At 65.6% G+C, this 6207-nt stretch carries 4 protein-coding genes; 3 read left to right on the top strand and 1 reads right to left on the bottom strand.

All coding sequences use genetic code 11. The annotated features are described in order from the left end of the window. The first annotated feature begins 172 nt into the window (after positions 1 to 172). Entirely contained in the window at positions 173 to 2044 is a 1872-nt protein-coding gene (locus ABE464_RS17750) for an ABC transporter ATP-binding protein (protein ID WP_346473006.1), read from the top strand. Between the two features lie 95 nt (positions 2045 to 2139). Next, on the top strand, positions 2140 to 2919 hold the full coding sequence (locus ABE464_RS17745; RefSeq protein ID WP_019185907.1) for a ferredoxin--NADP reductase: 780 nt from the start codon (positions 2140 to 2142) through the stop codon (positions 2917 to 2919). A 140-nt stretch (positions 2920 to 3059) separates the two neighbouring features. Here the strand turns inward: ABE464_RS17745 and ABE464_RS17740 are convergent, their stop codons facing one another. Further along, positions 3060 to 3542, bottom strand: a complete 483-nt coding sequence (locus ABE464_RS17740) for a glutathione peroxidase (protein WP_346473005.1) — start codon at positions 3540 to 3542, stop codon at positions 3060 to 3062. A gap of 436 nt (positions 3543 to 3978) precedes the next feature. Between ABE464_RS17740 and ABE464_RS17735 the strand changes: the two genes are divergently transcribed. Beyond that, positions 3979 to 6150 (top strand): M3 family metallopeptidase, encoded by a 2172-nt coding sequence (locus ABE464_RS17735; protein ID WP_346473004.1) that lies wholly within the window; start codon positions 3979 to 3981, stop codon positions 6148 to 6150. Positions 6151 to 6207 lie beyond the last annotated feature (57 nt).

Genomic DNA, 6207 nt, shown 5'->3' with positions numbered 1-6207 from the left:
GGCGGGTGCGGCGCCCCCCCCGGGGCGGTCGCCCCCGGGCCGCCGCCCCGCGCCCGCCACTACCGGGCTGCGGTACGCGCGCACTCCCGCGCTGTGGTGCGTACACGTCCGCGAGCTGCGCGTGCACTGACTTCATGCATCAACCACGCTCGCGGCGCGCACAATAGCGCCCATGCCCGCCTCCCCCGCTGCCGGTGCTCCCGGCCAGAAGAATCCCAGCCTGCGCGAGCGCGTCAATGCCATGCGCAACCTGCCGCCGTTCCTGCGCCAGGTCTGGCAGACCAGCCCTGGGCTGACCCTGGCCAGCCTCGGCCTGCGCGTGATCCGTGCCTTGCTGCCGGTGGCGATGCTCTATGTCGGCAAACTGATCATCGATGCGGCGGTGCTGCTCAGCCAGCATGATGCGGGTTTTCCGCCGTTCGGCGAGGCACTCTCCAGCGGGTTGCTCAATCCACTGCTGGGCCTGCTCGCCCTCGAATTCGGCCTGGCGATGGCCTCGGACCTGCTCGGCCGCATGGTCAGCTACGCCGATACGCTGCTGTCGGAGCTGTTCACCAACGTCACCAGCGTGCGCCTGATGGAACACGCCGCCGAACTGGACCTGGAGGATTTCGAAGACCCCGACCTGCAGGACAAACTGGACCGCGCACGGCGCCAGACCATGGGCCGCATGAACCTGATGAGCCAGCTGTTTGGCCAGGTGCAGGACAGCATCACCGTGGCCAGCCTCGCGGTGGGTCTGATCGTCTACGCGCCGTGGTTGATCCTGTTGCTTGCGGTGGCGCTGATCCCGGCGTTCATCGGCGAATCGCATTTCAATGCGGCCGGTTACAGCCTCAATTTCCAGTGGACGCCCGAGCGCCGGCAGCTGGAGTACCTGCGCCAGATCGGGGCCAGTGTGGAAACCGCGAAGGAGGTGAAGATCTTCAACCTCCATCGCTTCCTGATCGACCGCTACAAGCTGCTGGCCGAAAAGTTCTATCTGGCCAACCGCGCTCTGGCCCGCAAACGCGCGATCTGGGGCACGCTGCTCGCCGCACTGGGGACGCTGGGCTACTACGCGGCCTACGCCTACATCGCCTGGCGCACCGTGCGCGGTGATTTCTCGATCGGCGACCTCACCTTCCTGGCCGGCAGCTTCCTGCGGCTGCGCCAGCTGCTCGAAGGCCTGCTGATCGGGTTTTCGCAGGTCGCCGGGCAGGCGCTGTACCTGGACGATCTGTTCTCGTTCTTCCAGATCGAACCGGAGATCCACTCGCGCCCGGATGCCATCGCCATCCCGCAGCCGATCACCCAGGGCTTCGTGTTCGAAAATGTCGGCTTCCGCTATCCCGATGCCGAACGCTGGGCCGTGCGCCACCTGGATTTCGAACTGCGTGCCGGCGAAGTGCTGGCGCTGGTGGGCGAGAACGGTGCCGGCAAGACCACCCTGGTCAAGCTGCTGGCCCGCCTGTACGACCCCGACGAAGGCCGCATCCTGCTCGATGGCCGGGACCTGCGCGATTACGACCTGGATGACCTGCGCGCCAACATGGGCGTGATCTTCCAGGATTTCGTGCGCTACAACCTCAGCGCCGGCGAGAACATCGGCGTCGGCCTGGTCGAGGCGATGAGCGATGACGCCCGCATCCGCGATGCCGCCCGGCGTGGCATGGCCGATGAAGTGATCGCCGGCCTGCCTGGTGGCTACGACCAGCTGATCGGCCGCCGCTTCAAGATGGGCGTGGACCTGTCCGGCGGCCAATGGCAGAAGATCGCGATCGCCCGAGCCTACATGCGCGATGCGCAGGTCATGATCCTCGATGAACCCACCGCGGCACTGGATGCCCGCAGCGAGTTCGAGGTGTTCCAGCGCTTCAAGGAACTGTCCGACAACCGCACCGCCGTGCTGATCTCGCACCGCTTCTCTTCGGTGCGCATGGCCGACCGCATCCTGGTGCTGGCCGACGGCCGGATCGAGGCCAGCGGCACCCATGCCGAGCTGATGACCCAGGGCGGCCGCTACGCCGAACTGTTCGAACTGCAGGCCGCCGGATACCGCTGAAACCCACGGCTGGCGGGCCTGTCCAGCCAGTCAATGAGAATTTATCTCATTTGAGATAAACTAGACCCGACGAAACCGACCAGAACCCCACCCCCATGTCTTCCGCTTTTGGCGCCGAAACGGTGCTTGAGGTCCGTCACTGGACCGACGCCTACTTCAGCTTCACCACGACCCGCGACAGCGGCTTCCGCTTCGAGAACGGCCAGTTCGTGATGATCGGCCTGGAAACCGAGGCGCGCCCGCTGCTGCGCGCGTACTCCATCGCCAGTGCCAACTGGGAAGAAAACCTGGAGTTCTTCAGCATCAAGGTCCAGGACGGCCCGCTGACCTCGCGCCTGCAGCACATCAAGCCGGGCGACAAGGTGCTGGTCGGCAAGAAGCCCACCGGCACCCTGCTGATCAGCGACCTGCACCCGGGCAAGCACCTGTACCTGCTCGGCACCGGTACCGGCCTGGCGCCGTGGCTGTCGGTGATCAAGGACCCGGAAACCTATGAGCGCTTCGACAAGGTGATCCTCACCCACGGCGTGCGCTACGAAAAGGACCTGGCCTACCGCGACCTGTTCGAGAAGGAACTGCGCGAGCACGAGTTCCTCGGCGAGATGATCGGCGACAAGCTGCTTTACTACCCGGCCGTGACCCGCGAAGCCTTCCCCAACCAGGGCCGGCTGACCTCGTTGATGGAAAGCGGCGAAATGCAGAAGACCCTCGGCCTGCCGCCGCTGGACCCGGAGAACGACCGCGCCATGATCTGCGGCAGCCCGCAGATGCTGGCCGACCTGCGCACCGTGCTGGACAGCCGCGGCTTCCAGACCTCCCCGCGCATCGGCACCCCGGGCCACTACGTGTTCGAACGCGCCTTCGTCGAAAAGTAAGTCACGCGGGCGAACGGCCCGCCAGGCCGACGCCCAGTTTGCTGGTAGTGCCGGCCGCTGGCCGGCAACCTGGGTCATGCAACACGAGCAGCCGGCCAGCCGCCGGCACTACCTCTGGCCGCGCTCCGACCGGGGGCCGATCAGCCCAGCGCGGCCTCGATATCCCCGCGCAGCGACTCGGGCTTGTCGGTCGGCGCGTAGCGCGCCAGCACCTTCCCATCGCGGCCTACCAGGAACTTGCTGAAGTTCCACTTGATCCCGCGCGTGCCCAGCACCCCGGCCTTCTCGGCCTTGAGCCACTGCCACAGTGGATCAGCGCCCGCGCCGTTGACCTCGACCTTGTCCGACATCGGGAAGCTGACTCCGTAGCTCAGCGAGCAGAATTCTCCGATCTGCGCCGCATCGCCCGGCTCCTGGTGCCCGAACTGATCGCAGGGAAACCCGACCACCACCAGCCCCCGCGGCCCGAACTCCCGCCACAGCGCCTCCAGCCCCTCGTACTGCGGCGTAAAGCCGCACTTGCTGGCCACATTGACCAGCAGCAACACCTTGCCCTGGTACTGCGCCAACGCCTGCGGCTGACCGGACAGGTCCACGAACGGGAAATCGAAGGCAGTGGTCATGGAAGGAGGTCCGGTGGAAAGACCTCATCTTAGCTCGCCTGCTGAACTTGTCCTGCACGGCTGGGGAGCCGGCCAGCGGCCGGCACTACCGCCCACACTCAGGGCCACACGCTCGTTCTCAAGGCGCCAATCAACTGTCCAGCGCGGGGCGGGTGGGGTTGGCGGGGCCGTAGTGCGCCATGGATGGCGCACTACGAGCGTACATGGACGTATTCACAGCGTGCCCCGCTGGCCCCCACCCGCCCCTCGCCTCGCAGCAGCCCACCGCCGCTGTTGCTGTTTCTGTTGCTGTTGCTGTTGCTGTTGCTGTTGCTGCAGTGACCGCGCCCTTGCCCAATGCCCCGGCCTTCGCACGGCCAAAACATGCCTTTCGACACAAGCCCCTCCCCAACGGCTCGGGTTACCCTCAAAGACTTGTCTGACCGGAGAACTCCCCTTGACCACCCGTCTTGCCCTCGCCGTCGCCGTGACCCTCGGCCTTGCCCTGCCCGCCTATTCCGCCACCGCCGCCACCCCGGCCGCGGCCACCGCCCAGCAGGCCAACCCGTTCTTCGCCGACAGCCCGCTGCCGCTGCACTTCCCGCAGTTCGACAAGATCAAGGACAGCGACTTCGCCCCCGCCTTCGACGCCGGCATGGCCCAGCAGCTGAAGGAAGTCGACGCGATCGCCAACAACAAGGCCAAGCCGACCTTCGACAACACCATCATCGCCCTGGAAAAGAGCGGTGACACCCTGGATCGCGCCACCACCGTCTTCTTCAGCCTCGTCGGCGCCGACACCAACGACGCACGCAAGAAGCTGCAGGCCGACTACTCCGCCCGCTTCGCCGCGCACAGCGACGCCATCGCGCTGAACGGCAAGCTGTTCGCCCGCATCCAGAGCCTGTACGACGGCCGCGCCGCGCTCGGCCTCGACGCCGAAGGCGTGCGCCTGGTCGAGAAGTACTACGAGAGCTACGTCCGCGCCGGCGCCAAGCTGTCCGAAGCCGACAAGACCAAGCTCAAGGAAATGAACGCCGAACTGGCCAACCTGGGCACCAAGTTCAGCCAGAACGTGCTGGCCGAAGTGAACGCCTCGGCGATCACTGTCGCTGACGTCAAGGAACTGGCCGGTCTCTCGCAGGAGCAGATCTCCGCCGCTGCCGAAGCCGCCAAGGCCCGTGGCCAGAACGGCAAGTACGTCATTACCCTGCTCAACACCACCGGCCAGCCGCCGCTGACCAACCTGGCCAACCGCGCGCTGCGCCAGAAGATCTACGAAGCCTCGGTGACCCGCGGCAGCCGCGGTGGTGAGTACGACAACACCGGCCTGGTCTCGCGCATCATGCAGCTGCGTGCCGACAAGGCCAAGCTGATGGGCTTTGCGAATTTCGCCGCCTACAACCTCACCAACCAGACCGCCAAGACTCCCGAAGCCGTCAACGCCATGCTCGGCCAGCTCGCCCCGGCCGCCGTCGCCAACGCCAAACGCGAAGCCGCCGACCTGCAGGCCATGATCGACAAGGAACAGAAGGCTGCCGGCAAGCCCACCTTCAAGCTGGAAGCATGGGACTGGGCGTTCTACAGCGAGAAGGTCCGCCAGGCCAAGTACAACTTCGACGAATCCCAGCTCAAGCCGTACTTCGAAATGAAGAACGTGCTCGAGAACGGCGTCTTCCATGCCGCCCAGCTCGAGTTCGGCCTGACCTTCAAGCAGCGCACCGACCTGCCGGTCTACCACGAAGACGTCACCGTCTACGACGTGTTCGATGCCGACGGCAGCCAGCTGGCGATCTTCATCTTCGACCCCTACGCACGCGCCTCCAAGCGCGGCGGTGCGTGGATGAACTCGTACGTCTCGCAGTCCGAACTGACCGGCTTCAAGCCGGTGGTTGCCAACCATCTCAACATCCCCAAGCCGCCGGCCGGCAAGCCGACCCTGCTGACCTGGGATGAAGTGACCACCACCTTCCACGAATTCGGCCATGCCCTGCACGGCATGTTCTCGAACGTGAAGTACCCCTATTTCTCGGGCACCTCGGTGCCGCGCGACTTCGTCGAGTTCCCCTCGCAGGTCAACGAGATGTGGGCCGATGATCCGGTCATCCTGAAGAACTACGCCAAGCACTACCAGAACGGCACCGCCATGCCGCAGGCCCTGCTCGACAAGGTCGTCGCCGCCGCCAAGTTCAACCAGGGCTTTGCCACCACCGAATACCTCGGTGCGGCCATGCTCGATCAGCGCTGGCACCAGATCGGCCCGGACCAGGTGCCGGCTGCCAAGGACGTGATGAAGTTCGAAGCCGAGGCCCTGGCCAAGGACGGCATCTTCTACGCGCCGGTCCCGCCGCGTTACAAGACCCCGTACTTCAGCCACATCATGGGCGGCTACTCGGCCGGCTACTACGCCTACATCTGGTCCGAAGTGCTCGATGCCAACACCCAGAAGTGGTTCCGCGAAAACGGCGGCCTGAGCCGCAAGAACGGCGACCACTTCCGCCAGACCCTGCTCTCCAAGGGGGGCAGCGTGGATGCGATGGAGCTGTTCCAGAACTTCGCCGGCCACGCCCCGCAGATCGAGCCGCTGCTCGAAAAGCGCGGCCTGACCTCGGGTGACAGCAAGAAGTAAGCGTCTGTTCCAGCGACGTGCAGTATGAGAAACGCCCGGCACTGCCGGGCGTTTTTC

This window comes from Stenotrophomonas sp. TWI587 (assembly GCF_039674145.1).
In the GTDB taxonomy this organism is placed as follows: domain Bacteria; phylum Pseudomonadota; class Gammaproteobacteria; order Xanthomonadales; family Xanthomonadaceae; genus Stenotrophomonas; species Stenotrophomonas maltophilia_AY.
This window is presented reverse-complemented; position numbering and strand designations above follow the sequence as displayed.